Genomic DNA, 21,990 nt, shown 5'->3' with positions numbered 1-21,990 from the left:
CCGGGGCGCGATACTGGTGGCATGCGGTTGACGATTTTCTGGGAACGGATGGCCGAGCACTTCGGCGCGGCCTACGCGGACTCCTTCGCGCGGGACCACGTCATGACGGAGCTCGGCGGCCGTACCGTGCACCAGGCCCTGGACGCGGGCTGGGAGGCCAAGGACGTGTGGCGCGCGGTGTGTTCGGCGATGGACGTGCCGGCCTCGCTGCGCTGACCGGGGGCCCCGTCTCCTCGCACGCGCCGCAAGTGGGACAGACTGGGCGGCGTGGCAGCGACAGAAGAGACGACCGGACACCCCGGCCAGGCGGCCCCCGCCGGCCCCGAAGACCCACCGCGCGGCGACGCCCCGGCCGCCCCGGACCCGTCGCCGGCCGGGGAACGGATGCCGCGCTGGCTGCCGCGCGCGGTGATCCTCGCGCTGGCCCTGGTCGCCTGCTTCCAGCTGGGCAGCTGGGCCTTCCACCAGCTGATCGGGCTGCTCGTCAACATCCTGATCGCCTTCTTCCTGGCGCTCGCGATCGAACCGGCCGTGGCCCGGATGGCGGCCCGCGGCATGCGCCGGGGGCTCGCCACCTTCCTGGTGTTCCTCGGGGTGTTCGTGGCGAGCGCGGGATTCCTGGCCCTGCTCGGCTCGATGCTCGCCGGGCAGATCGTCGCCATGGTCGAAGGGTTCCCGAACTACCTCGACTCGGTGATCAGGTCGATCAACGACACCTTCCACACGGACCTGTCCCGGCTGGAGATCCAGGACAGCCTCCTGCGCTCGGACTGGCTGCAGAAGTACGTGCAGAACAGCGCGACGGGCGTGCTCGACGTGTCGGCCACCGTCCTCGGCGGACTCTTCAGGCTGCTGACGATCGGGCTGTTCTCCTTCTACTTCGCCGCCGACGGGCCGCGGCTGCGGCGCGCGCTGTGCTCCGTACTGCCCCCGGCCAAGCAGTCGGAGGTGCTGCGCGCCTGGGAGATCGCCGTCGCCAAGACGGGCGGGTACCTCTACTCGCGCGGGCTCATGGCACTGGTCTCCGGCATCGCCCACTACATCGTGTTCGCGGTCCTGGAGGTGCGGTACGCGCCCGCGCTCGCGGTGTGGGTGGGGCTGGTGTCGCAGTTCATCCCCACCATCGGCACCTATCTCGCGGGCGCGCTGCCGATGCTGATCGCCTTCGCGGTCGACCCCTGGTACGCGCTGTACGTGCTCGGATTCGTGGTCGTCTACCAGCAGTTCGAGAACTACGTCCTGCAGCCGAAGCTGACCTCGAAGACGGTGGACATCCATCCCGCGGTGGCCTTCGGCTCGGTCATCGCGGGCACCGCCCTGCTGGGCGCGGTCGGGGCGCTGATCGCGATCCCGGCCGTCGCCACGCTGCAGGCCTTCCTCGGTGCGTACGTGAAGCGCTACGCGCTGACGGAGGGCGCGGACACGTCTACTTCCCGTCCGCGCCGTCGAGTACGGCTGCCAGAGCCTCGGTGACGGAGGCCTCGACGGCGGCCTTGTCCACGCCGAGCCCGCTGAGCACGCCTTCGCCGTTCTCGAGTTCCACGAGGGCCAGCAGGATGTGCTCGGTGCCGACGTAGTTGTGGCCCAGGCGCAGGGCCTCGCGGAAGGTGAGCTCCAGGGCCTTCTTGGCGCCCGCGTCGAAGGGGACGAGGTCCGGGACGTCGGCCACGGCCTCGGGCAGGCCGGCGGTCGCGGCGGCGCGCACGTCGTCGGCCAGGACCCCCTGGGCGCGCAGGGCGAGCATGGCCAGGCCCTCGGGTTCGGCGAGCAGGCCGAGGACCAGGTGCTCGGTGCGGATCTCGGTGTTGCCGGCGGCGCGGGACTCGTTCTGGGAGGCCACGACGACGTTGCGGGCGCGGGGGGTGAAGCGGCCGAAGCCCGCGCTGGGGTCCAGGCCGGGGTCGCCCTCCTTGTCGGCCTTGGGGACGAAGCGCTTCTGGGCGGCCTGGCGGGTGACGCCCATGCTGCGGCCGATGTCGGTCCAGGAGGCGCCGGAGCGGCGGGCCTGGTCGACGAAGTGGCCGATGAGGTGGTCCGCCACGTCACCGAGGGACTCGGCGACGACGACGGCGCCGCTGAGCTGCTCCAGGGTGTCGGTGTGGACCTTCTTGATGGCCTCGATGACGTCGTCGAGGCGTACCGGATTGGTCATGCGAACGGGTTCCACTGAAGGGTTCGTCATGAGTGCAACCGTAGGTTGACAGTCGAGGGGCGTCAACCTTGGGTTGTCACACGCCTCCGCATCCGCCTCCGCCTCCGCACCCGCCTCCGCATCCGGAGCCCCCGCCGCATCCGCCCCCCGCGCCGGGCGCCTCGGACTCCTTGCCCCGCTCCTTCTCGCGGGCGGGCGGCAGCAGCAGGGCGGCCAGCGGGGCCGGAGCGGAGAGGGGGCCGACGCCGCTGCGGGCGAGCCGGCGGAGCATCCGGGCGGTCTCGCCGTCCCCGGGGGCCGGCACCCCGGGCGCGAGCGGCGGGGTCCAGGTCTCGTCGGCCTCGGCCTCGGCGACGCGCCGCACACCCGCGTCCGTGGCGTGGCGGGACGGGACGGCCGGTCCCGCGAACGTACTGAGCAGCCCGATCGCCAGGCCGAGCGCGAGGAACGCGAGGGCGGGGCGCCCCCCGTTGCCCTCCCCGCTGACGGAATCGGTGATGCAGGCGGCGATGCCGGCCAGGACTCAGAACAGCAGCAGGAAGACCTGCGCCACCTCGGCGTTCTCCGCCCGGTTCCGCCGCCGGGGGTCGATGGCCAGGCCGCGGCCCACGAGGTCCCGCTCGATGCCGACGGTGGCGGGGGAGTCGCCGGTGCGCTCCCGCAGCGTCTGCGCGTACAGCGGGCCGTCGGCCGCGAGGCACGCCAGCGCGGCCGCCTGTACGGGATCGCCGGGCGGCCCGGGATCCGCGTCCGCCCGGCCGCCGCCCGCCGGCAGTCCGAGCCCCTGCGTGAGCCCGACCTCGTGGACCGTCACCAGCTCGGCCGCGTACGCCGCCGCGAGCGCCACCTCGGCGAGGCGCCGCCGGCCGCCGCGCAGGTACGCGGCCTCGTACAGGGTGAGCGCCGCGGCGTCGCCCCGCCCGGGCCGGTCGCGCGGATAGAGGGTCCGCGACAGCGGGATCCGGAGCGCGGTCACCAGGAGCAGCGGCACGGCCGCCCCGAGAAAGACGAAGACCCACACAGCTACCCCCCGGCCGGCTACGCGTCCACCCGTACGAGTCTGCGGCCGCCGACGGGGCCGGGCAATGGCCGGGACCGGTCCGGGAAGCGGTGATCGCGGCGCGCCACGTTGCGTACGCGATCGGCTACGTTACGCACGTGCGCGATGGGCGCGCGCCCGGAGCGGAGGAGAACCTGTGGCGACATCGGAAGACGAGCGGAACGGCGGCCCGGCGGCCAGGCTCGGATTCGAGCCGGGCCAGGTCGTCCAGGAGATCGGCCTCGCCGACGACGTCGACGAGGAGCTGCGCGAGGGCATCGCGAAGGCCGCCGGCCAGGAGCTGGTGGGGGAGGAGTACGACGACGTCGTGGACGCCGTGCTCCTGTGGTTCCGCGAGGACGACGGCGATCTCACCGACGCGCTCGTCGACTGCATCGGGCTGCTGGAGGACGGGGGCATGATCTGGCTGCTCACCCCGAAGGTCGGACTGGAGGGCCACGTCGAGCCCAGTGAGATCGCCGAGGCCGCGACGACCGCCGGGCTCTCCCAGGCGCGGCCGGTGAGCGTGGCCAAGGGCTGGGCCGGAGCCCGTCTCACCGCCCCCAGGTCCCGGCGGTAGGGGGCACCCCGGAGGAGCGGCCGGCCGGCGGGCCGTGCGGCGGGGCGTGCGGACGGGTATGGGCGGCGCCGCCGACTTCGTGGGCGGTTGCGGCGGTTGGGGACGGTGCGGGGGATGTGCGGGGCCCGCTTTCGGCCAACTGCCCTGGTGATAGCGGGTTTCGCCAACTCGCCATGCCCTCTTGTGAGTTGGGCGCTGGGTACCAACAATGCGCATGACAACCGAAGGATCTTCGGTCGCATTGTCACGGGCGAACCCAGCCCTCGACCCGAGAGGGGAACCCCCCACATGATCAAGCCTCTCGCCGGCACCCTGCTCTCGCTGCTCCTGGTGGGAGCGGCGGCGGCCCCGGCCGTGGCGTCCTCCGCACCCCGGGAGGAGAAGGCCGCACCGGCCGTCGCGGTCACCTTCGCGGGGACGGTCGCACTCAGCAACTGCTCCGGCTCCGTGGTGCGCGCCCCCGCCTCCCAGCCGAACGACCCCGCCCTCGTCCTCTCCAACGGGCACTGTCTGGAGACCGGATTCCCGGCGGCCGGCGAGGTCGTCAAGGACCGGGCGTCCAGCCGCTCCTTCTCGCTGCTCAACGCGTCCGGTTCCAAGGTGGCGACGCTGCGGGCGAGCAAGATCGCGTACGCCACGATGACCGACACGGACATCTCGGTCTACCAGCTGACCAAGACGTACGCGCAGATCCAGAGCCAGTACGGGATCGGCGCCCTCACCCTCGACGACGCCCACCCGGCGCAGGGCTCCGCGATCAAGGTCGTGTCGGGGTACTGGAAGCGGACCTACAGCTGCAACATCGACGGGTTCGCCTACCGGCTCAAGGAGGGTGAGTGGACCTGGAAGGACTCGGTCCGCTACACCCCGGCCTGCAACACCATCGGCGGTACCTCCGGGTCGCCGGTGATCGACACCACGACGGGCAAGGTCGTCGCCGTCAACAACACGGGCAACGAGGACGGCCAGCGCTGCACGGACAACAACCCGTGCGAGGTCGACCAGAACGGCAACGTCACGGTCCGCCAGGGGATCAACTACGGGCAGGAGACCTACACGCTCGTTCCCTGCATAGGCGCCGGGAGCAAGATCGACCTGAACCGGGCCGGCTGCGCCCTGCCCAAGCCGTAGCCGTAGCCGCGTCCCGTTTCGCCGTACCGCCGTCCGTACCGCCGTCCGCCCGTTCCCGCGCCTCCTTCCGGCGCGGGGGCGGGCGGTCGCGCTGTGCGGGCGTGGCTCGCTTGACAGGGAAATCGAACATCCATTCTCATGAGTTATCCACAGCTGAACAGGGCGTGGGAGCGCATTGTCAGTGGCAGGCGTTAGCGTCAATGGCGTGAAGCGATCGACTCAAGCAAATCGGGTGGAACCCATGGCAGGCACCGACCGCGAGAAGGCTCTCGACGCCGCGCTCGCACAGATTGAACGGCAATTCGGCAAGGGTGCGGTCATGCGCCTCGGCGACAAGCCGAACGACCCCATCGAGGTCATCCCCACCGGGTCGACCGCGCTGGACATCGCGCTCGGCGTCGGCGGGCTGCCCCGCGGCCGTGTGATCGAGGTGTACGGACCGGAGTCCTCCGGTAAGACCACCCTGACCCTGCACGCCGTGGCCAACGCGCAGAAGGCCGGCGGCACCGTCGCCTTCGTCGACGCGGAGCACGCGCTGGACCCCGAGTACGCGAAGGCCCTCGGCGTCGACACCGACAACCTCATCCTGTCCCAGCCGGACACCGGCGAGCAGGCGCTGGAGATCGTGGACATGCTGGTCCGCTCCGGCGCCCTGGACCTGATCGTCATCGACTCCGTCGCGGCGCTCGTGCCGCGCGCGGAGATCGAGGGCGAGATGGGCGACTCCCACGTGGGTCTCCAGGCCCGTCTGATGAGCCAGGCCCTCCGGAAGATCACCGGTGCGCTCAACCAGTCCAAGACCACCGCGATCTTCATCAACCAGCTCCGCGAGAAGATCGGTGTGATGTTCGGCTCGCCGGAGACCACCACCGGTGGCCGCGCGCTGAAGTTCTACGCCTCCGTGCGCCTGGACATCCGCCGTATCGAGACCCTCAAGGACGGCACGGACGCGGTCGGCAACCGCACCCGCGTCAAGGTCGTCAAGAACAAGGTCGCGCCGCCCTTCAAGCAGGCCGAGTTCGACATCCTCTACGGCCAGGGCATCAGCCGCGAGGGCGGCCTGATCGACATGGGCGTGGAGCACGGCTTCGTGCGCAAGGCCGGCGCCTGGTACACGTACGAGGGCGACCAGCTCGGCCAGGGCAAGGAGAACGCCCGCAACTTCCTGAAGGACAACCCCGATCTCGCCAACGAGATCGAGCGGAAGATCAAGGAGAAGCTGGGCGTCGGGGTCCGCAAGGACGCCGCCGCTGCCGAGGCCGGCGCGGAGGCCCCCGCCGACGCCGCGGCCGTACCCGCTCCGGCGTCGAAGGCCAAGACGACGGCCAAGGCCGCCGTGGCCAAGAGCTGACCCGTGCGGGAGCAGGAAAGGGGCGGCAGGGGCGGCCGTGAGGACCGCCGGGAGGGTGGCCGCGAAGGCCGCCAGGAACTGCCGCCCCAGAGTCCCGAGGAGCAGGCGCGGGCGATCTGCCTGCGCCTGCTCACCGGGATGCCGCGTACTCGGCGGCAGCTCGCGGACGCCCTGGAGAAGCGGGGCATCCCCGAGGAGGTGTCGCAGGAGGTCCTCTCCCGGTACGAGGAGGTGGGCCTGATCGACGACGCCGCCTTCGCCGGGGCCTGGGTGGAGTCCCGCCACAGGGGCCGGGGACTGGCCCGCCGGGCGCTCGCGCAGGAGCTGCGGACCAAGGGGGTGCACGCCACCCTCGTACAGGAAGCGCTGGAACAGCTGGACTCCGAGCAGGAGGAAGAGACCGCCCGGGAGCTCGTGGAGCGCAAGCTCCGCTCGACCCGGGGTCTGGAGCGGGACAAGCGGATCCGGCGCCTCGCCGGGATGCTGGCCCGCAAGGGGTATCCGGAGGGCATGGCCCTGCGGGTGGTCCGCCGCGCGTTGGAGGCGGAGGGCGCCGAAGACGACGACACGGGGGTCCCCGGCGGCTGACCGGCCCCCGGCCCGGCCTACGGGGGGACGGGCGGCGGGCCGGTACGGCGGACCCGCGCCGCGGGGTGGGGGTAGCCCCCGGGTGCGGACGCCGGGGCGCTCCAATGGCAACGCGGCCTCCCGGCAGCAGAGTTGATCACATGATGCTGCGTTACGCCCTCCAGACCGTCCGGGACCGCAAAGCCGGTTTCCTCGGCGCCTTCGTCGCACTCCTGTGCGCGGCCGCCCTCATCACCGCCTGCGGCACGCTCCTGGAGACGGGGCTCCGCGGAGAGATCGCCACCGAGCGCTACGCGGCCACCCCGGTGGTCGTCTCCGCCGACCAGAACGTCCACGAGACGACGGTCAAGGAGAAGAAGGGCAAGACCAAGACGAAGCACAAGGCCAAGCCCGTCGCCGAGCGGGCCTGGCTGCCGGCCGCCACCCTGGACACCGTCCGGTCGGTGCCCGGAGTCGAGCGGGCGGTGCCCGAACTCACCTTCCAGGCCGTGCCGATGACCGGGGGAGCGAGCAGCGGCCCGCCGTCGTACGGGCACTCCTGGACCTCCGCCGCACTCACCCCCTTCGCCCTCACCGAGGGCCGCGCCCCGCAGAACGCCGACGAGGTCGTCATAGACCGCGCGCTGGCCGCCCGTACGGGAAGCACCGCGGGCGCCCGGCTGACGGTCCAGGCCACCGGTGAGCCGAAGACCTACACGGTCAGCGGCATCGCGAAGGCGGCCCGCGGTGACCTCGCGCAGCAGAGCGCGCTGTTCTTCAGCGACGCCGAGGCCGGGCGGCTCGCCGCCCGCGCCGGGCAGATCTCCGCCATCGGGGTGCTCCCAGAGGCGGGGGTGTCCGCCGGTGAACTCGCGGGCCGGGTCGGGCAGGCGCTGAAGGGCACCACCGCCCAGGTCGCCGCGGGTGGCGAACGAGGGCCCGTGGAGTTCCTCGACGCCGCCGGAGCCCGCGTCAAACTGGTCTCCATGGGCGGGGCGATGGGCGGCACCTCCCTGCTCGTGGCCATCCTCGTGGTCGTCGGCACCTTCGCCCTGTCGATCCAGCAGCGCTACCGCGAACTCGCCCTGCTGCGGGCCATCGCCGCCACCCCCAAGCAGCTGCGCAGCATGATCGGCCGGGAGGCACTGGTCGTCGGCCTGGCCGCCGGGATCGCCGGCGCCCTCGCCGGACTGCCGCTCGCCGCCTGGCTGCACGGCCGCTTCATCGACACCGGCGCCGTCCCCGCCACCCTGGAGCGCACCGCCGGGATCTTCCCGATGGTCGCCGCCGTCGGCGCGACCCTGCTCGGCGCCTGGGCCGCGGCCCGGATCACCGCGCGGCGGATCGCCCGGATCCGCCCGGCCGAGGCGCTGGCCGAAGCCGCGGTCGAGCGGGGGCGGCCCGGCTGGGTACGGATCGCCGCGGGGGCGCTGCTGCTGGCCGGCGGTGCGGTGCTGGTCGCCGTGCTGAGCACGCTGCGTACCGAGCCGGCCTCCACCCCGGTGACCTTCCTCGCCGTGGTCGTCCTGGCCGGGGCCGTCTCACTGCTCGGCCCGCTGCTGGTCCGGGGCGCCACGGTGCTGCTCGCCGGACCGCTGCGGCTGGCCGGCGCGGGCGGCCACCTGGCCACCGCGAACCTGCGCGGCAACGCCACCCGGATGGCCTCCGCCGTCACCCCGCTCACGCTGCTGATCGGGATGACCTGCACGGTGCTGTTCGTGACGCCGACCCTCGGCGGCGCGGCCCGGGCGCAGGCGCGGGACGGGGTCCGGGCCGAGTGGCTGCTGGCCGCGCGGGGGCCGGGGGTGAGCCCGGCCGCCGCGGAGCGGATCCGCCGGACCCCCGGGGTCACCGCGGCCACCGAGATCGTGCAGACGTCCGTACGGGTCGGCCTCACGAAGTACGCGGCCCAGGGAGTCACCCCGGCCGGCCTGACCCGCACCTGGGACCCCGCCGTGACGCGCGGCAGCCTGGACGGGTTCGGCGAGGGGAGCGCGGCGGTCAGCGAACTGGCCGCCGAGCAGCTGGGGCTGAAGCCGGGGAGCCCGCTGGCGCTGACGCTGGGCGACGGGACGCCGGTGACGCTCACGGTGTCCGCCGTCTACGCGCGGGGGCTGGGCTTCGGAGACCTGACGCTGCCGCACGGGCTGGTCGCCGCGCACGTCGGCAATCCGCTGGCGAGCAGTGTGCTGGTGGCGGCGGAGCCGGGGACCGGGCGGGAGCGGCTGGCCGCGGCGCTCGGCGGGTTCCCGGAGGTGGCGGTGCTGTCAGCGGCGGACGCGGACGGGGTGCGGGCGGAGCGGCAGGCCGCCGGGGCGGAGATCAACCTGCTGGCGATGGGGCTGGTGCTGGCCTTCACCGCGATCGCGGTGGTCAACACCCTGGCGATGTCCACGGGGGAGCGGCTGAGGGAGTTCGCGATGCTGCGGCTGGCCGGGGCGAAGCGCAGGCAGGTGCTGCGGATGATCCGTACCGAGGCGCTGGCGGTGACCCTGATGGGAGTGGTGCTGGGATCGGGGATCGCGCTGGCCGTACTGACCGCGTTCAGCGTCGGGATGACGGGAGCGGCCGCGCCGGCGGTCGTGCCGCTGGTGTACGTGGTGGTCGTGGGAACGGCGGCGGTGCTGGCGCTGGTGGCGACGGGCCTGCCGGGGCGAGCCGCACTGCGGGTGCCGGCGGTGGACGTGGCGATGACCAAGGGCTAGGACCAAGGGCCAGGACCAAGGGCCAGGACCAAGGGCCAGGACCCAGGGCCAAGACCAAGAGTGAGGGCCCGTACGCCCGTCGGGCGGGGCGGGGGGGGGCGCGCCTGAGGCGCTGCCCCCCGCCCCGCCCTTTCGCCGTTGCCCCGAGGGCGTCTCAGGAGGGCGGCACGGTGGGGAGGCCGGCGGACTTCCAGGCCTGGAAGCCGCCCGTCAGGTCCGTCGCGCGGTGGAGGCCCAGGGCGTGCAGGGAGACCGCGGCCAGGGTGGAGGCGTAGCCCTCGTTGCAGATGACGACGATCCGGAGGTCGTGGCCCGTGGCCTCGGGGAGGCGGTGGGAGCCCTGCGGGTCCAGGCGCCATTCCAGTTCGTTGCGCTCGACGACCACGGCGCCCGGGATCAGCCCGTCGCGCTCGCGCAGCGCCTGGTAGCGGATGTCCACCAGCAGCGCGCCCGAATGGGAGGCGGCGTACGCCTGCTCGGGCTCGACGCGGGAGTACGTGGTGCGGAGCCGGTCGACGAGGGCGTCGATGCCCTGCGGGGCGGCGCTCACTGCCAGTCCGACGGGCGCTCGACGTGCTCCAGCCGCAGCACGGGTCCGCTGCGGCTGTAGCGGCGGATCAGCGGGAGCGGCGGGTAGTAGGCGTGTACGGAGACGGCGTGCTCGGTCGTGGACGCGTTGAGCACCTCGTGCACGTGGTGCCGGGCGAAGCCGCGGCCCGTGCCGGCCGCCAGGGTGCGGTCGCGGTCCACATCGGGGGCCAGCTCCAGGGACTGCCAGCCCTCCGAGGGGAGCCGTACGGCCAGGGAGTGTTCGGTGAGCCGCCCGCGCGCGGTGGCGAACGCGCCCCGCGATTCGGCGTGGTCGTGCCAGCCGGTGCCGGTGCCCGGAGGCCAGCCGATCAGCCAGGCCTCGCTGCCACCGGGCCCGTCCAGCCGGATCCACGTCCGGCCTTCGGGGTCGAGGGGGAGCGAGTCCACGATCTCCGGGTCCGCCGCCGTGCGCAGCGCGAAGGAGAGGAGCTCCGCCGTCGTCGGACCGGTGGAGACCAGGGTGGGTGAAGACATGGAATGACCGTCCTGAAGGTTCGCGTAGGTGCGCGCGGGCCGACGAGGGCACGGGGCGCGCGGGGGGAGAGGCGAATCAGCAGGAAGGGCGACACACGCAGCCCGCGTAGCGGAGCAGGTCCATGTGAACCCTCCGCCACAGGCGTACGTCGTTGCCGGTCATGTCCGCGAGTGAAGCACGAGGACGGGAGGGCGGTCAATCGATCACGGCGGTGGGAGTGGTGGCCGCGGGGGTGACGGAGGTCGCCTTCGCGGGCTCGGGCGCCCCGCCGCGGACCGCGTCCGCCGCCTCGTACAGTTCCGCCGGCCGCACCCCCGCGAAGGTCGCCGCCAGATGCCCGTCCGGCCGGACCAGCAGGACGGTGTGCGCCGGAGCCCCCGGGTAGCTGTCCGCCACCAGCAGGTCCGCCCGGGCCGGGAGCGCGCTGACCGCCGCCGCGAGCCGGGGCATCAGCCCCGCGCCCAGCCAGTGCCGCCGGTCCCAGACCCCGGTGCCCGGGGCGACGAGGAGCACCAGGAGCCGGCCCTTGCCCAGCAGGTCGCGCAGCGGCACCGTCGCCCCGTCGGGCGCGGTCACCGGCACGTTGGCCACCGGGCCGCCCGGCGGCGTGGCCGTCGGGACCTCCCGTACGGCCACCGGCGGGGCGTACGCGGGCTCCGCGCCCAGCGGCCCCCGGCCCAGGTGGCCGTCGGTGAGCAGGGCCTCGGCGGACCGGGCCGCGCCGGGCAGATAGGTGCGCAGGCCGCCCCCGCCGCGCAGCGCGCGCAGCGACTGGTCGGCGGCGCGCAGCCGGGCGGCGACCGCGGTGCGCCGTTCGCCCTCGTAGCTGTCCAGCAGGGCCTCGGAGGCGCCCTGGTGCCAGTCCAGGGCCAGCTTCCAGGCCAGGTTCTCGGCGTCCCGCAGCCCCTCCTCGACGCCCTGGGTGCCCAGCGCGCCCAGCAGGTGCGCGGCGTCCCCGGCGAGGAAGGCCCGGCCGTCGCGCCAGCGCCGGGCGAGCCGGTGGTGCAGGGTGTGCACGCCGGTGTCGATCAGGTCGTACGGGGGAGTCGTGCCCCCGCACCACACCGCCAGGGTGTCCCGGATGAGGGTGACGAGCGCGTCGGGGGTGACGAGTTCCCCGCGCGGCGCGAGCAGCCAGTCCAGCCGCCAGACCCCGTCGGGCAGCGGCCGGGCGGTGACCTCCTGCGCCGCCCCGCGGTGCAGCAACGCCTCGCCGGGCCAGGGGAGTTCGGTCCGCAGCGCGGCCACGGCGTGCCGCTCGACGGCGGTCCTGCCCGGGAAGCGGATGCCCAGCAGCTTGCGCACGGTGGAGCGGGCGCCGTCGCAGCCCACCAGGTGGCTGCCGCGCCACCAGGTGGTCTCGGCGCCCTGGGTGTGCGCGGTGACCCCGCGGGCGTCCTGCTCCAGGGAGTCCAGCCTGCTGTCGGCGACCAGCCGGACCAGCGGATGCGCCGCGGCGGCGGCCCGCAGCCCGCGCGTCAGGGCGTGCTGGGGCAGGTGCAGCGGGGCCGGGTGGTCCTCGAAGGTGATCCGCTGCGAGTCCCGGCCGCGCCGCATGGTGCGCCAGGCGGCGTAGTGGGCGCCCTCGTCGCGCAGCGTCGTACAGCCGAGGCGGTGCGCCATGGCGGCGGTGTCGGCGTGCAGGACGACGGAACGGGCCGGGCGGGGTTCGTCCTTGCCGGGCCCTTCGTCGAGTACGACGCAGGGCACGCCCTGGCCGGCCAGGGCGAGGGACAGCGACAGTCCGACGGGCCCCGCGCCGACGACGATCACCGGGTCCATGATGCGGCTCCCGATGTCCGGTATGTGATCACACGACGTATGCAACCCACTGGAGGTGCCTGCGTCAAGTGACACCCGTCGGGACAACGCCGTGTGGTGCGGCGGAAGGGCTCCGCCGCACCACACAGGCTACGCACTATGACTGACTCCGTGTCAGCCGACCCGTCGGTCAGCCGGCGCTGTTGTTCCCGGTGGCCATGTCGTCGACCGTCGCGGCGGGGACCACCGCGCCGGTGCTCCGCTTCGACCTGCGCTGGCGGCCCTCCAGCCAGGACGCGAAGGTGGTGAGGGCGAAGTTCACCGCGATGTAGAGCAGCGCGATCACGAAGAGGGTCGCGATGGTGTTGCTGTAGTTCGCGGAGATCTGCCGGTTCATCGACAGGAGTTCGCCGAGGCCGAGCAGGGAGCCGCCGAGCGCGGTGTCCTTCAGGATCACCACGAGCTGGCTGACCAGGGCCGGCAGCATCGCGGTGACGGCCTGCGGGATCAGCACGTGGACCATGGTCTGGCCCTTGCGCATGCCGATCGCCTTGGCCGCGTCGGTCTGGCCCCTCGGCAGGGACAGCACGCCGGCCCGGACGATCTCGGCGATCACCGAGGCGTTGTACAGGACCAGGCCGGTGACCACCGCGTACAGCGGGCGGATCTCCGAGTCGACGCCGGTGTACTGCACGTACAGGGCGAAGCCGAACAGCATCAGCATCAGCACCGGGATGGCGCGGAAGAACTCGACCACCGCGCCGACCGGGATCCGGACCCAGGCGTGGTCGGAGAGCCGGCCGATGCCCAGCAGAGCGCCCAGCGGCAGGGCGATCACCATGGCGATCACGCCGGCCTTGAGGGTCTCCAGGAGGCCCGGCAGCAGGAACGTGGTCCAGATCTGCCCGTCGGTGACGAAGGGGCTCCACTTGTCGGCGTCCAGCTGGCCCTTCTCCGACATGAGCCCGAGCGCCCACCACAGGGCGAGCCCGAGCAGCACGACGAAGACGCCGGAGTAGATCCAGTTGCGCACCTTGGCCTTGGGGCCCGGGGCGTCGTACAGCACGGACGTCATCGCTTCACCGCCGCTCGTTTGGCCACCCAGCCCAGCAGCAGGCCGGTGGGCAGGGTCAGCAGGACGAAGCCGAGGGCGAAGACGCCGAAGACGGCGAACAGCGCGTCGGCCTCGTTCTCGACCATTTCCTTCATCAGCAGGGCCGCCTCGGCCACGCCGATGGCCGCCGCCACCGTGGTGTTCTTGGTGAGTGCGATCAGTACGTTCGTGAGCGGCGCGATGACCGCCCGGAAGGCCTGGGGGAGGACGATGAGCGTGAGCACCTGGAAGAAGCTCAGTCCCAGCGCGCGGGCCGCCTCGGCCTGGCCGACGGGCACGGTGTTGATGCCCGAGCGCAGCGCCTCGCAGACGAAGGTGCCGGTGTAGGCCGTCAGTCCGAGGACCGCGAGCCGGAAGCCGGTCTCCTTGAAGGTGGAGCCGCCCAGCTCGATGCCGAGGGTCTGGCTGAGGCCCAGCGAGCAGGCGATGATCAGCACGGTCAGCGGAGTGTTGCGCACGAGGTTGACGTACGCGGTGCCGAAGCCCCGCAGCAGCGGGACCGGGCTGACCCGCATCCCGGCCAGGACGGTTCCCCATATGAGGGATCCGACCGCCGAGTAGAGGGTGAGCTGAACCGTCACCCAGAAGGCTCCGAGCAGGTCGTACTGCCCGGAATCAAGAAAATCGAACACGATGCCCTGCGCTCTCCCCAGGATGGCCGGCGAGGTGCGCCGCTGCCCGTGACAGGCGGGCGGCGACGCACCTCACCGGTGAATCAGCTGCCTTCGGTGATCTGCGGGGCCGGCTCGTTCTTGTAGTCGGCCGGACCGAAGTTCTTCTTCACGGCCGCCTCCCAGGCGCCGTCCGCGACCATCTTCTTGAGCGCGGCGTTGATCTTGGTCTGGAGCTCCTTGTCGCCCTTCTTCAGACCGATGCCGTAGTTCTCGTTGCTCAGGTTCAGCCCGACCAGCTTGAACTTGCCCTTGTTCTTCTCCTGGGCGGCGTAGCCGGCCAGGATCGAGTTGTCCGTGGTCAGGGCGTCGACCTTCTTGTTCTCCAGGCCCGTCAGGCACTCGGAGTAGCCACCCTGCTCCAGCAGGTCGGCCTCGGGGGCCAGCTTGGTCTTGACGTTCTGCGCCGAGGTCGAGCCGGTGACCGAGCAGAGCTTCTTCTTGTTCAGGTCCTCGGCCTTGGTGATGGACGAGTCGTCGGCGCGGACCAGCAGGTCCTGGTGCGCGAGGAGGTACGGGCCGGCGAAGTCGACCTTCTCCTTGCGCTTGTCGTTGATCGAGTAGCTCGCGACGACGAACTTCACGTCGCCGTTGGAGATCAGGTTCTCGCGCTCGGAGCTGATGGCCTGCTTGAACTCGATCTGGTCGGGCTGGTAGCCGAGCTCCTTGGCCACGTAGGTCGCCACGTCGACGTCGAAGCCGGTGTACTTGCCGTCCGGGGTCTTCAGGCCCACACCCGGCTGGTCGAACTTGATGCCGATGACGACCTTGTCCTTGCCGCCGCTCGCGCCGGCGTCGCTGGAGGACTTGTCGTTGCTGCCGCACGCGGTCGCCGTCAGGGCGAGAGCCGCGGCCGCGGCGACGGCCGCACCGGCCTTGTAGAGCTTCATGGTGAACTTCCCTCGGGTGAGACGTTGTTGAACGCCGAGCGAGACATGCTCCGCCGGCGGGTCCGGTCGTGTCAGGGTTCTGACACCGGATCACTACCAGACGAGACCGTCAGTGGTGCAGGATCTTCGACAGGAAGTCCTTGGCGCGGTCGCTGCGGGGGTTGCTGAAGAACTGCTCCGGCGTGGCCTCTTCGACGATCTTTCCGTCGGCCATGAAGACCACCCTGTTCGCCGCCGAGCGGGCGAAGCCCATCTCGTGCGTGACGACGACCATCGTCATCCCCTCCCGGGCGAGCTGCTGCATGACCTCCAGCACCTCGTTGATCATTTCCGGGTCGAGCGCCGAAGTCGGCTCGTCGAACAGCATCACCTTCGGGTCCATCGCCAGCGCGCGGGCGATCGCCACGCGCTGCTGCTGGCCGCCGGAGAGCTGCGCCGGGTACTTGTCCGCCTGCGAGCCGACACCGACGCGGTCGAGCAGCGCCTGCGCCTTCTCCGCCGCGTCCGCCTGGCTCATCTTGCGGACCTTCAGCTGGCCCAACATGACGTTCTGCAGCACGGTCTTGTGCGCGAACAGGTTGAACGACTGGAAGACCATGCCCACATCGGCGCGCAGCCGGGCCAGTTCCTTGCCCTCGGCCGGCAGCGGCTTCCCGTCGAGCGTGATGGTGCCCGAGTCGATGGTCTCCAGGCGGTTGATCGTCCGGCACAACGTCGACTTGCCCGATCCCGAAGGACCGATGACGACGACGACCTCACCGCGGGCAATGCTCAGATCGATGTTCTGAAGCACGTGCAGCGCGCCGAAGTGCTTGTTGACGTTGCTCAGTACGACCAGGCCGTCCGCGGCACCGGCCGCGTCCTGCACGTCCTTGGTCACTGATACTCCGCTCATCGGCTTCTTGCTCCGTCCTCCGTCGGTTGGGAGGACAGTAGTGACGAGGTACGCACACCGTCATCACATCTGAGGGAGAATTGAGCATAACGATCCGGCCTCGCCCGGATACGCTCCGTGCGCGATGGCGATCTCGGCGCCTTTTTACTCGTACCGGGTGCATAACGGAAGACTCGCGAGACCGGAACCCCCTTGACGTGCGACTCTGCATCGGGGTGGATGCAGAGTGACCACGCAACGTACGGAATCCGAAGCGCAGGAAGAGGAGAGGGGGACGCAGTGAGACTGCTGCTCGTCGAGGACGACGACCACGTCGCCGCCGCGCTGTCCGCGATCCTCGCCCGGCACGGCTTCCGGGTGACCCACGCCCGCAACGGCGAGGAGGCCCTCCAGGCCCTGCTGCCGGCCGGTGCACCGTCCGGCGCCTCTCCCTACGGGGTGATCCTGCTCGACCTGGGCCTGCCCGACCAGGACGGCTACGAGGTGTGCGGCAAGATCCGCAAGCGCACCGCGACCCCCGTCATCATGGTGACCGCGCGCGGCGACGTACGGTCCCGCATCCACGGCCTGAACATGGGCGCCGACGACTACGTGGTCAAGCCCTACGACACCGGCGAGCTCCTCGCCCGCATCCACGCCGTCGCCCGGCGCACCGGCGCCCCCGACGAGGCCTCCGCCGGAGCCGGGGCACCCGGAGTCGTCCGGCTCGGTCCGGTCAGCATCGAGCTGCCCACCCGCCGCGTCACCGTCGACGGCGCCGACGTACCGCTCACCCGCAAGGAGTTCGACCTGCTGGCCCTGCTCGCGCAGCGGCCCGGCGTCGTCTTCCGCCGCGAACAGATCATCAGCGAGGTGTGGCGCACCAGCTGGGAGGGCACCGGACGCACCCTCGAGGTCCACGTGGCCTCGCTGCGGTCCAAGCTGAGCATGCCCTCCCTCATCGAGACCGTCCGCGGGGTGGGCTACCGGCTCGTCGCCCCGGCCGCCCCCTAGCGGGCCCCGCGGTGCGCGCCCGGCTGCTCCCGCTCCTCGTCGTCCTGATGGCGGGCGTGCTGATCGCGCTCGGCGTGCCGCTGGCCGTCAGCCTCGCCGCCGTCCAGCAGCAGCGGGTGGTCGTCGACCGGATCGACGACAGCGCCCGCTTCGCCGCCCTCGCCCAGTTCGTCATCGACGCCGAGGGATCGGGCTCCACCGGCGCCGACGAACGCCGTGACACCCTCCAGCTGGAACTCGCCCGCTACCAGGAGCTGTACGGCATCCGGGTCGGGATCTTCTACCGCGACGACAACGCCATGGCCCGGGCGCCCGGCTGGTGGCAGCTCCCCGAGTCCAAGGACGGCCGCCGGGCCTTCGAGGAAGCCCTCGCCGGGCGGCGCAGCCACGACCCCGGCCAGGTGTGGCCCTGGGAGACCCAGGGCAAACTGCTCGTCGTCTCCCCGGTGGTCCTCGACGGCGACGTCGTCGCCGTCGTCGCCACCGAATCGCCCACCGACCAGATGCGGCGCCGGACCCTCCAGGGCTGGCTGATCATCGCGGGCGGGCTCGCCGCCGCGATGCTGCTCGCCTTCGGGGCCGCGCTGAGGCTCACCAGCTGGGTCCTCAAGCCGGTCCAGACCCTCGACGCGGCCGCCCACGGCATCGCCACCGGCCGGATGAACTCCCGGGTCGCGGCCGACAGCGGCCCGCCGGAACTCAGACGCCTGGCCCAGTCGTTCAACGAGATGGCCGACAACGTCGAAGAGGTACTGGAGCAGCAGCGGGCGTTCGTCGCGGACGCCTCCCACCAGCTGCGCAATCCGCTCGCCGCGCTGCTCCTGCGGATCGAGCTGCTCGCCCTCGAACTGCCCGAGGGGAACGAGGAGATCGCCTCCGTGCGCACCGAGGGCAAGCGCCTGACCCAGGTCCTGGACGATCTGCTGGACCTGGCCCTGGCCGAGCACGCCAGCGCCGAGATCTGCCTGATCGACATCGGCGGCCTGGCCGTCGAGCGGGTCGCCGCCTGGCGGCCCTACGCCGAGGAGAAGGGCGTCCGGCTCACCGGCCCCGAGGGGCCCTCCGCCGTCACCGGCTGGGCCGACCCCATCGCCCTGTCCAGCGCCCTCGACGCCGTCATCGACAACGCCCTCAAGTTCACCCCCGGGGGAGAGGCGGTCGAGGTACTGGTCTCCGCCGAGGGACGCTCCGCGCTCGTCACCGTCGCCGACCGCGGGCCGGGCCTGACCGACGAGGAGCTGCTGCGCGTCGGCGACCGCTTCTGGCGCAGCGGCCGCCACCAGAACATCAAGGGCTCGGGCCTGGGCCTGTCCATCTCCCGCGCCCTGCTCGCCTCGGGCGGCGGGTCCCTCTCGTACGAGACGAACCCGCCGCACGGGCTGCGGGTGACGGTGGCCGTCCCGCGCACCGACCCCCACGGGGGCTAGGCCGTCCTGCGGCAGGGTGTCAGGGGGAGGCCCAGGTGAGGGTCGTGCGGGCCGGGGCGGAGCGCGCGTACAGCTCGTCCACGGCCCGGACCTCGAAGGCGGCCGCGCGCTCCCGGCCGGCGCGGGTGACGGCGGGGAGGTGCAGGGCCGTGCCGCAGGTGCCGCCGAGGAAGCCGCGGGTGCCGTCCGGGAGGAGGCGGTACAGCTCGTAGTGGCGGACCGGCCCGGCTGCCCGGTGCCACGACAGGCGCAGCGAGGCCCTGCCGTCCTGCTGGGCCGACGCGTCGACCTTCAGTGCACGCGGAGCCGACGGGCTCCGCCGGGCGGCGGCGTCGCGTACCGACAGGGCTCCGAGCCGCCAGCGCACCGGCCGCTTCCCGCGGGCGGTGATCCGTACGGCCAGTGCGTACGCGGTCCTCCCGGCCTGCGCGGCGAGGGCGACCCGGGTGGTCCGCCAGCCCCGGCCGGCCTGCGCGGTCCCGGCCCCGAACCAGGTGTACGCGACGGGCTCGCCCGGGGCGGCGGGCTCGCGCGTGGCGACGCCGACCTCCACGGACACCGGGACCGGCCCCGCGCAGTGGACCAGTTCCAGGACGGTGGAGCGGGTCAGGGGCAGCCGGGTGGAGTGCAGGCCGACGGTGACGGGGGCAGTGAGGGCGCCCTCGACGAGCAGGCTGGAGCCGCCGCGCCAGGCGTCCGCGAAGTCCAGGGTGACGGACGGGCGCGGGCCCTCGGTGGCGACCACCCAGCGGCGTCCCGGCAGCCGGTCCTGGAGGCCCAGATGGTTCCAGGCGGCGGGGGAGGTGACCTCGCCGTCCTCGTACCAGCGCTCGCCGTGCCCGGTGTTGAAGGAGCAGGCGAAGGGGAGCGCGGACACGGTGGAGCGGTCGGCGACGGCGGTGGCCGGGGCCCGCCACGCGGACCCGGTGTCCGGGCGGGAGGGGTCCAGGGACTCGCCCGTCCAGAACCGGTCGTCGGCGCGGTGGAAGGCCCCGGGGGAGCGGTCGGTGAGGTGGTTGTGCGTCCATTCGGGCCGGTAGAAGCCGTAGCTGACGACGTGGTCCCGGTCGCGGGGGACGATCGCGTCCCAGTCGACCGGGGAGTTCCAGCCGTTGGACTCCATGTCCACCGCCGCCCACAACTCGTGGCGGCTGCGGCCGAGTCTGTCCGCGAGCGCGGCGGATTCGGCCAGCCGGGCCGCCGTCCAGCGGAAATCGACGAACATCGTGTCCGCGACCGTCCCCGCCCGGTCCTCGAAGAACTCCTGGTTCAGCTGGTTCAGCGCGCCCTGCCAGCCGACCCGGCCGGTGCTGTTCATCGCGTCGTACCAGGTGATGCGCAGTCCGTGCGGCTCGCCCGCCGCCCGCAGCGCGCGCAGGAACCGGCGCATCCGGGTGGCGAGCGCGCTGTCCCCGCCGTCCGTCTCGGCGTTGACGAACCAGCCGTCGAAGCCGTACGCCCGCGCCACCTGGACGAGCTTCTCCGCGATCGGGAACCGGCCCAGGTAATCCCGCTGGACCAGGTCCCGGGTCCACCCGAGGTCGCCGCCGTACGCGACGGGCGGCAGGAACACGTTGCCCATCACCCGCACCCCGTTGCGGTGCGCCGCGTCGGTCACGGGCGCGTTCGGGGCGAGCACGATGCCCTCGCCGGAGGAGCCGCCCCAGAAGACCAGCTCGTCGATGTACGCCCAGTGCGTGAGCGCGTAGTAGTCGGCCGTCGGGGAGCCCTGGGAGGGGTTCCGCGCGGTCGGCCCGAAGGAGACCAGCGAGGCGATCCGGGCCTGGCCGGCGCGGGCGGTGGCGTTCGGCGCGACCGGGGTGAAGCGGGCGGCGAGGGGCACCGACGCGGTGTTGTGGGCGAGGTCGGGGTCCGACTCCGGGGACCACTGCTTGAGGGAGCGCCAGGTGATCCCGGGGCCGGGGGCGCCCTCCGGGAGCGAGTCCGGGTACCAGTAGGAGGCGTACGGAGCCAGGTCGGACGGGGATTCGGGGGCCTGGCCGGCGGGGTCCCGGTCGGCAGGCGCCCGGTCGGCAGGGGCCGGCGGCGCGGAGGGCGCCGGGGCGCCGGGAGCCGGTGCGGCCGCGGCCGCCGGGGCGGGGATGCCGAGCAGGGCGGCGGCCCCGGCCCCCGCGGCGAGCAGCCCGCGCCGGGTCGGCCGCGCGGGGAGGGGGGTGCGGGGGTCGACGCCTTGGCCGGTCTCGGACATGCGGGCTCCTCTGCGGAAGGGGAAGGGTCAGGCTCTGAGCACTTCGGAGACGTGCAGCACTTCGGTGATGCCGCGCGCGGACAGGTGAGCCGGGTCCTCGGCGTGCTCCGCCAGGACCACCGCCGGGCGCACCCCCTGGGCCGTCAGCACCGCCCAGGCCTCGAAGAAGGCCCCGCCCGGGGCGCACACCGAGCGCTGCGGCGCGCTCAGCGCCCCGCCGACGTCCACGGCGAGCGCGGTGGACCGTACGGCCGCACGGTGCCCCCGGCCCCGCCACCGCTCGGCGATCCGGGCGATGGCCGCGCCCGCGGGCTTGACCCGGCGGTCGTTGGCGAGCAGGCCCAGGCCGTACTCCAGCTCCGGGAAGTCCGCGAGCTCCCGGGACACGTCGTGCGAGCACCACCAGGTGATGCCCCACACGTCCGGGCAGTCCAGGGCGTTGGCGACGGTGGCCTCGGTGAACTCCGCCGCGTGCTCCGGCTGGATCAGCGGCGCGGGGGCCCCGACCTCCTGGAGCCACACGGGGCGGTGCGGGTCCAGGGCCCAGGCCTTGGAGAGCTCGATCAGGTACGCGGCGTGGTGCTCGGTGGCCGTCCCGGTGCGGCCGTGGCGCTGGGCCGTCCCGTTGAACACCCAGGAGTGCACGGCGGTGGCCGCACCCAGCCGGGCCGCCTGGGCCGCGGTGAAGGGATGCCCGTCCTGGTACCAGGCGGCGTCGTACTCGGCGTGCAGGTGGAACCGCCCCGGGGCTCCCTTCTCGCACGCGTCCAGCATCCGCTCCAGCCAGTGCGCGGCCTGGGCCTGGGTGATCCGGTCGGGGTCGGGGTGCGGGGCGTCGGAAAACTGGTTGATCTCGTTGCCGACCGTCATGCCCAGGAAGTTCGGCCGGTCGGCCAGCGCGGCGGCGAGCGTGCGCAGGTACTCCTCCTGACCGGCCAGCACCTGGGGGTCGCTGAAGATGTTGCGCCGGTGCCAGGTCCCGGTCCAGGCGGGCAGGAAGTCGAAGCTCGACAGGTGCCCCTGGAGCCCGTCCACATTGACGTCGAGCCCGCGTTCGGCGGCGGCGTCGGCGAGCGCGACGAGCTGCTCGACGGCCCGCGGCCGGATCAGCGTGCGGTTCGGCTGGAAGACCGGCCACAGCGGGAACACCCGGACGTGGTCCAGGCCGAGCGCGGCGATCGAGTCGAGGTCGGCCCGCACCTCGTCGAGATCGAAGTCCAGCCAGTGGTGGAACCAGCCCCGGGTCGGCGTGTAGTTGGCGCCGAAGCGGAGGGTGCGGGCGGGCGGACGGGGGACGGTGCCGTCGTGCATGAATGGTCCTGGAGTTCAGGGGAATTCGCCGGATGCCCCATAACCTGCCGCCCGCCTCGGGGGGAAGTCAACAGGGCCTTTGGCGCCGGGCGTTCCGATCCGGCGGGAAGAAAGTCCTGAACCTCGCT

At 72.8% G+C, this 21,990-nt stretch carries 22 protein-coding genes; 9 read left to right on the top strand and 13 right to left on the bottom strand.

Annotated features, from left to right (window positions below):
• Positions 1–21 precede the first annotated feature (21 nt).
• Together ACZ4TG_RS22385 and ACZ4TG_RS22380 are read left to right on the top strand one after the other, a co-directional pair.
• The gene (locus ACZ4TG_RS22385) at positions 22–216 is read left to right on the top strand and encodes a DUF3046 domain-containing protein (RefSeq protein WP_266783889.1); all 195 of its coding nucleotides are present in this window, start codon (positions 22–24) and stop codon (positions 214–216) included.
• A 51-nt stretch (positions 217–267) separates the two neighbouring features.
• Positions 268–1,473, top strand: a complete 1,206-nt coding sequence (locus ACZ4TG_RS22380; protein ID WP_468165434.1) for an AI-2E family transporter — start codon at positions 268–270, stop codon at positions 1,471–1,473.
• Here ACZ4TG_RS22380 and ACZ4TG_RS22375 read toward each other — a convergent pair.
• From ACZ4TG_RS22375 to ACZ4TG_RS22365, 3 genes are all read right to left on the bottom strand, one after another.
• Positions 1,427–2,182, bottom strand: coding sequence for a Clp protease N-terminal domain-containing protein (locus ACZ4TG_RS22375; protein WP_468165432.1), 756 nt, complete (start codon positions 2,180–2,182; stop codon positions 1,427–1,429). The two genes, ACZ4TG_RS22380 and ACZ4TG_RS22375, sit on opposite strands and share 47 nt — an antisense overlap.
• A gap of 46 nt (positions 2,183–2,228) precedes the next feature.
• The gene (locus tag ACZ4TG_RS22370; protein WP_468165430.1) at positions 2,229–2,516 is read right to left on the bottom strand and encodes a hypothetical protein; all 288 of its coding nucleotides are present in this window, start codon (positions 2,514–2,516) and stop codon (positions 2,229–2,231) included.
• A 159-nt stretch (positions 2,517–2,675) separates the two neighbouring features.
• A complete protein-coding gene (locus ACZ4TG_RS22365) occupies positions 2,676–3,173 on the bottom strand; it encodes a TIGR04222 domain-containing membrane protein (protein ID WP_468165428.1) in 498 nt (165 codons plus the stop codon).
• A 175-nt stretch (positions 3,174–3,348) separates the two neighbouring features.
• Between ACZ4TG_RS22365 and ACZ4TG_RS22360 the strand changes: the two genes are divergently transcribed.
• From ACZ4TG_RS22360 to ACZ4TG_RS22340, 5 genes are all read left to right on the top strand, one after another.
• Positions 3,349–3,771 (top strand): DUF3052 domain-containing protein, encoded by a 423-nt coding sequence (locus ACZ4TG_RS22360; protein ID WP_468165426.1) that lies wholly within the window; start codon positions 3,349–3,351, stop codon positions 3,769–3,771.
• Between the two features lie 288 nt (positions 3,772–4,059).
• Positions 4,060–4,902: a S1 family peptidase gene (locus tag ACZ4TG_RS22355; RefSeq protein ID WP_468165424.1), complete on the top strand. Its 843-nt coding sequence runs from the start codon at positions 4,060–4,062 to the stop codon at positions 4,900–4,902.
• A gap of 232 nt (positions 4,903–5,134) precedes the next feature.
• Positions 5,135–6,253 (top strand): recombinase RecA, encoded by a 1,119-nt coding sequence (gene recA / locus ACZ4TG_RS22350; protein WP_468165422.1) that lies wholly within the window; start codon positions 5,135–5,137, stop codon positions 6,251–6,253.
• Positions 6,254–6,256: 3 nt separating this feature from the next.
• Complete coding sequence (gene recX / locus ACZ4TG_RS22345) at positions 6,257–6,841, top strand: recombination regulator RecX (protein WP_468165420.1); 585 nt, start codon at positions 6,257–6,259, stop codon at positions 6,839–6,841.
• A 140-nt stretch (positions 6,842–6,981) separates the two neighbouring features.
• Complete coding sequence (locus ACZ4TG_RS22340) at positions 6,982–9,525, top strand: FtsX-like permease family protein (RefSeq protein WP_468165418.1); 2,544 nt, start codon at positions 6,982–6,984, stop codon at positions 9,523–9,525.
• Positions 9,526–9,679: 154 nt separating this feature from the next.
• Here the strand turns inward: ACZ4TG_RS22340 and ACZ4TG_RS22335 are convergent, their stop codons facing one another.
• From ACZ4TG_RS22335 to ACZ4TG_RS22300, 8 genes are all read right to left on the bottom strand, one after another.
• Positions 9,680–10,075 (bottom strand): rhodanese-like domain-containing protein, encoded by a 396-nt coding sequence (locus ACZ4TG_RS22335; RefSeq protein WP_468165416.1) that lies wholly within the window; start codon positions 10,073–10,075, stop codon positions 9,680–9,682.
• Positions 10,072–10,590: a cupin domain-containing protein gene (locus ACZ4TG_RS22330; protein ID WP_468165414.1), complete on the bottom strand. Its 519-nt coding sequence runs from the start codon at positions 10,588–10,590 to the stop codon at positions 10,072–10,074. Before ACZ4TG_RS22330 ends, ACZ4TG_RS22335 begins: the two co-directional genes overlap by 4 nt.
• A gap of 76 nt (positions 10,591–10,666) precedes the next feature.
• Positions 10,667–10,714 carry a hypothetical protein gene (locus ACZ4TG_RS22325; RefSeq protein WP_311314449.1) on the bottom strand — a complete coding sequence of 16 codons (48 nt, stop codon included), beginning with the start codon at positions 10,712–10,714 and terminating at the stop codon, positions 10,667–10,669.
• A 72-nt stretch (positions 10,715–10,786) separates the two neighbouring features.
• Entirely contained in the window at positions 10,787–12,373 is a 1,587-nt protein-coding gene (locus ACZ4TG_RS22320; protein WP_468165412.1) for an FAD-dependent monooxygenase, read from the bottom strand.
• 169 nt (positions 12,374–12,542) lie between these two features.
• Entirely contained in the window at positions 12,543–13,427 is an 885-nt protein-coding gene (locus tag ACZ4TG_RS22315) for an amino acid ABC transporter permease (RefSeq protein ID WP_468165410.1), read from the bottom strand.
• Positions 13,424–14,098 (bottom strand): amino acid ABC transporter permease, encoded by a 675-nt coding sequence (locus tag ACZ4TG_RS22310; protein WP_468165408.1) that lies wholly within the window; start codon positions 14,096–14,098, stop codon positions 13,424–13,426. The genes ACZ4TG_RS22315 and ACZ4TG_RS22310 overlap by 4 nt, the downstream gene beginning before the upstream one ends.
• An 83-nt stretch (positions 14,099–14,181) precedes the next feature.
• Positions 14,182–15,027 carry a glutamate ABC transporter substrate-binding protein gene (locus tag ACZ4TG_RS22305; protein WP_468165406.1) on the bottom strand — a complete coding sequence of 282 codons (846 nt, stop codon included), beginning with the start codon at positions 15,025–15,027 and terminating at the stop codon, positions 14,182–14,184.
• A 109-nt stretch (positions 15,028–15,136) separates the two neighbouring features.
• Positions 15,137–15,922, bottom strand: a complete 786-nt coding sequence (locus ACZ4TG_RS22300; RefSeq protein ID WP_468165404.1) for an amino acid ABC transporter ATP-binding protein — start codon at positions 15,920–15,922, stop codon at positions 15,137–15,139.
• Between the two features lie 279 nt (positions 15,923–16,201).
• Between ACZ4TG_RS22300 and ACZ4TG_RS22295 the strand changes: the two genes are divergently transcribed.
• Positions 16,202–16,915 (top strand): response regulator transcription factor, encoded by a 714-nt coding sequence (locus ACZ4TG_RS22295; protein WP_468165402.1) that lies wholly within the window; start codon positions 16,202–16,204, stop codon positions 16,913–16,915.
• 11 nt (positions 16,916–16,926) lie between these two features.
• A complete protein-coding gene (locus tag ACZ4TG_RS22290; protein ID WP_468165400.1) occupies positions 16,927–18,342 on the top strand; it encodes a sensor histidine kinase in 1,416 nt (471 codons plus the stop codon).
• Positions 18,343–18,361: 19 nt separating this feature from the next.
• Here ACZ4TG_RS22290 and ACZ4TG_RS22285 read toward each other — a convergent pair whose 3' ends face one another.
• Both ACZ4TG_RS22285 and ACZ4TG_RS22280 read right to left on the bottom strand, forming a co-directional pair.
• On the bottom strand, positions 18,362–20,551 hold the full coding sequence (locus ACZ4TG_RS22285) for an endo-beta-N-acetylglucosaminidase (protein WP_468165398.1): 2,190 nt from the start codon (positions 20,549–20,551) through the stop codon (positions 18,362–18,364).
• Positions 20,552–20,578: 27 nt separating this feature from the next.
• Positions 20,579–21,862 (bottom strand): glycoside hydrolase 5 family protein, encoded by a 1,284-nt coding sequence (locus tag ACZ4TG_RS22280; RefSeq protein ID WP_468165396.1) that lies wholly within the window; start codon positions 21,860–21,862, stop codon positions 20,579–20,581.
• Positions 21,863–21,990: the final 128 nt, after the last annotated feature.

This window comes from Streptomyces sp. NPDC028314 (assembly GCF_055565795.1).
This window is presented reverse-complemented; position numbering and strand designations above follow the sequence as displayed.

Coding starts and splice junctions, on each gene's coding strand:
- ACZ4TG_RS22375 (WP_468165432.1), bottom strand. CDS start 2,182: ATGACGAACCCTTCAGTGGAACCCGTTCGCATGACCAATCCGGTACGC.
- ACZ4TG_RS22300 (WP_468165404.1), bottom strand. CDS start 15,922: ATGAGCGGAGTATCAGTGACCAAGGACGTGCAGGACGCGGCCGGTGCC.
- ACZ4TG_RS22385 (WP_266783889.1), top strand. CDS start 22: ATGCGGTTGACGATTTTCTGGGAACGGATGGCCGAGCACTTCGGCGCG.
- ACZ4TG_RS22330 (WP_468165414.1), bottom strand. CDS start 10,590: ATGTCTTCACCCACCCTGGTCTCCACCGGTCCGACGACGGCGGAGCTC.
- ACZ4TG_RS22280 (WP_468165396.1), bottom strand. CDS start 21,862: ATGCACGACGGCACCGTCCCCCGTCCGCCCGCCCGCACCCTCCGCTTC.
- ACZ4TG_RS22285 (WP_468165398.1), bottom strand. CDS start 20,551: ATGTCCGAGACCGGCCAAGGCGTCGACCCCCGCACCCCCCTCCCCGCG.
- ACZ4TG_RS22355 (WP_468165424.1), top strand. CDS start 4,060: ATGATCAAGCCTCTCGCCGGCACCCTGCTCTCGCTGCTCCTGGTGGGA.
- ACZ4TG_RS22315 (WP_468165410.1), bottom strand. CDS start 13,427: ATGACGTCCGTGCTGTACGACGCCCCGGGCCCCAAGGCCAAGGTGCGC.
- ACZ4TG_RS22320 (WP_468165412.1), bottom strand. CDS start 12,373: ATGGACCCGGTGATCGTCGTCGGCGCGGGGCCCGTCGGACTGTCGCTG.
- ACZ4TG_RS22305 (WP_468165406.1), bottom strand. CDS start 15,027: ATGAAGCTCTACAAGGCCGGTGCGGCCGTCGCCGCGGCCGCGGCTCTC.
- ACZ4TG_RS22340 (WP_468165418.1), top strand. CDS start 6,982: ATGATGCTGCGTTACGCCCTCCAGACCGTCCGGGACCGCAAAGCCGGT.